3 protein-coding genes and 1 pseudogene are annotated in these 3,090 nt (G+C 68.7%); all 4 read right to left on the bottom strand.

The features are described from left to right. Complete coding sequence (locus CFB24_RS22095) at nt 1–528, bottom strand: chemotaxis protein CheW (RefSeq protein ID WP_088522768.1); 528 nt, start codon at nt 526–528, stop codon at nt 1–3. Further along, entirely contained in the window at nt 525–2,534 is a 2,010-nt protein-coding gene (locus CFB24_RS22090) for a chemotaxis protein CheA (protein WP_088522767.1), read from the bottom strand. The genes CFB24_RS22095 and CFB24_RS22090 overlap by 4 nt, the downstream gene beginning before the upstream one ends. Continuing rightward, nucleotides 2,531–2,899, bottom strand: a complete 369-nt coding sequence (locus CFB24_RS22085) for a response regulator (RefSeq protein ID WP_088522766.1) — start codon at nt 2,897–2,899, stop codon at nt 2,531–2,533. The genes CFB24_RS22090 and CFB24_RS22085 overlap by 4 nt, the downstream gene beginning before the upstream one ends. Continuing rightward, nucleotides 2,899–3,090 (bottom strand): annotated as a pseudogene (locus CFB24_RS22080) (STAS domain-containing protein); the annotation flags it as partial. The pseudogene CFB24_RS22080 and the gene CFB24_RS22085, both read right to left, overlap by 1 nt.

Here is a 3,090-nt window from a genome sequence, read left to right as displayed (position 1 = left end):
TCAGGCTTTGGGATAACGGATGATTTCGGCGTCGTTTTCGGGGGCTTTGGCGTGGAGGAGGGCGTGGAGGTCGGGCAGGATGACGACGGCGTCGGCCAGTTTGATCAGGCATTCGACGAGTTCGGGCCGCCATCTCATGCCGACGCGGGGCGGCGCCTCGGCGGCGTCTTTGGCGAGGGTGCGCACTTCGTTGACCTTGTCGGCGCGCAAGCCGACCAGGCAGGGCGCGCCTTCGAAGTCCTGCTCGACCACGATGATGCGGCTGTCGATGGTCGGTTCGGCGGGCGGCATGCCGAAGGCGAAGCGAATGTCGGCGAGCGGAATGATCCGGCCGCGAAAATTGACCAGCGCGCGGACGAAGGGACGGGCGCCCGGCACCGTGGTTTCGGGCAGAAGATCGAGGATTTCGCGCACGATCGAGGCGTCGAGCGCAAAGGTCTCGCCCGAGACCTCGAAGGTGAGCGCCTCGATGTCGTCGGCGCCCGGCCAGCGCGCGGAGGGAAGCGTTCCTAGGGTTGTCGTGCTCATGCGATCGCGCGCAGCCGCGCCTCCTGGTCCTGGCCGACGGCCAGCAGATTGGCGATGTCGAGGATGAGGGCCACGCCGCCGTCGCCCAGAATGGTCGCCCCCGAAAAGGTCGCGACATCCTCATGCAGCTTCGACATGGACTTGATGACGGTCTGGTGGTCGCCGATGATCTGGTCCACCACCAGCCCGATCCGCTCGGCGCCGGTCGAGACCACCACCACTTTCTGATGGGGATCGGGCGGCGTCCCCATGCGGAACGTGTCGCGCAGCCGGATGAAGGGAACCAGGCTGCCGCGCAGCGACAGCAGGCTGCGGCCGCGCGAGCGCAAATCCTCCTCAAGCGACAGTTCGAGACATTCCTCGACGGCCGACAGCGGAATGACGTAGCGCCCGCCGCCGACGCGCACCAGCAGCCCGTCGATGATCGCCAGCGTGAGCGGGATGCGCAGCGCGACCTCCGAGCCCTGGCCCGGCTGGCTGGTCACGTCGACGGCGCCGCGCAGCGCCTCGATGGTCTTCTTCACCACGTCCATGCCGACGCCGCGCCCGGACAGGTTGGTGACCTTGGCGGCGGTGGAGAAGCCGGGATGGAAGATCAGCTGCAGCACGTCCTGGTCGGACAGTTCCTGGCCCGGCGCGATCAGGCCGTTGGCTTCGGCCTTGGCGCGCACGCGCGCCCGGTCGACGCCGCGCCCGTCGTCGCTGACGGAGATGACCACCTCCCCGCCCGATTGTCGCGCCCCAAGGGTGATGCGGCCGCTCGCGGGCTTGCCGGCGGCGAGGCGCTCCTCGGGCGTTTCAAGGCCGTGGTCGGCGGAATTGCGGATGATATGGACCAGCGGATCGGCGAGGCGCTCGATCACGGTCTTGTCCATTTCCGTGCTCTCGCCCTCGGTCACCAGTTCGATCTGCTTGCCGGTTTCATGCTGCAGGTCGCGGGCGAGACGGCGGAAGCGCTCGAACAGGGTCGCCACCGGCACCATGCGCAGCACCATCATGGTGGCGCGCAATTCGCTGGAGAGATTCTCGATCTCCTCGCTGACCGCGCGCAAATCCTCGTTCATGCTGGCGGCGGCGATCTGCGACAGGCGCGATTGCGCGATCACCAGTTCGCCGACGCGATCCATCAATTCGTCGAGCCGGTCGGCGGGCACGCGCACGCTCTCCACCGTGCGGCGGCGAGACTCGTGCGCGTCCGGCGCGGCTTTGGCGGACGCCGCCGGATGCGAGGCGGCCTGCGGGGCGGCTTCGGGCGCCGCCTCGACGGGGGCGGGAGCGGGTTCGACGGGCGCGGCCGGGGTGCGCAGCTCGTCGAGTTCGAGCGTCATGTCGTCCATGACGAACAGGAACACGTCCTCGATCTCGCCGCGGCTGGCCTCGGTCTCCAGCTGGACGGTCCAGCGCAGGTAAAGCGCGGTGGGGTCGATCTCGTCGAGCGGCGGCGTGGCGCTGGCGTCGATCTGGATGTCGCACGGGCCGAGATCGCGGAGATCGTCGAGGAAGGTCAGCGGATTGGCCCCGTTGATCATGGCGTTTTGCGGCAGGGCGAAGCGCAGGCGCCAACGCCGCGCCGCAACTGGGGCGGGAGCGGGCGCGGCGGCGTTGGCCGCGGCGGCGCCTGGCGCGTCCGGGGTCGTTTCGGCCGCCGCGCAAATCCGCGCCAGCAGTTCGGCCTCCTGGCTGGCGTAGTCGCCGCCGGCGTTCTCCACCAGCGCCCGCATGTGGTCGCGCGCGGCCAGCACCGCCGCCAGCAGTTCGGGCGTGGCGGGCGCGAGGCCTTTGCGCACGCGGTCGAAGGCGGTTTCGCAATGATGGGTGAAGGCGGCCAGGGCGTCGAAGCCGAACATCGCGCCCGAGCCTTTGAGCGTGTGCAGGCCGCGAAACACCGAATCGATCTGGTCGCGGTCGTCGGGGCGCTGTTCGAGATCGAGCAGGCCCTGCTCGATCTGCTCGAGCAATTCTCCGGCTTCGATCCGGAAGATGTCGATCGGGTCGAGCGTGCTCATGAGCCGACCACCTTGGCGACGAGCTTGAGCAATTGGGCGGCGTCGAACGGCTTGGTGAGCCAGGCGGTGGCCCCCGCGGCCTTGGCGCGGGCTTTCATGCCGGCGTCCGATTCTGTGGTGAGGAACACGATGGGCACGCCGACCTGGGTGGAGAGGCGGCGGACCTCCTCGATCATCTTCAGGCCGTCCATGCGGGGCATGTTGATGTCGGTGATGATGGCGTCGAACCGGCGGGTCTTGGCCTTGTCCAGGCCGTCGAGGCCGTCGACAGCCTCTGTGACGGCGTAGCCCGCGCCGGACAGGGCGAGCCGTGTGGTCATGCGCATGGAGGCGGAATCGTCAACGGTGAGGATATTCGCGGTCATCAGGCTTGCTCCGCGTGAAGCCAGAAACGAGCGGCGTCGGGCGCCGGATTGGCGAGAAAACCGGCGCGTTCGAGGACGCGCCGCAAATTGCCCCCCGCCGGGCGGGCGAGGCGAAGGGCCTTGCCTTCGCGCCGGGCGAAGGCTTGCGCGGCGACGATCAGTTGAACGCCGCTCAAATCGACAAGCGCATC

It is taken from the genome of Rhodoblastus acidophilus, from assembly GCF_900187365.1.
GTDB classification, from domain to species: Bacteria; Pseudomonadota; Alphaproteobacteria; order Rhizobiales; family Beijerinckiaceae; genus Rhodoblastus; species Rhodoblastus acidophilus.
Note: the sequence above shows the minus strand (reverse complement) of the source record. Positions and strands in the feature narration are given on the sequence as shown.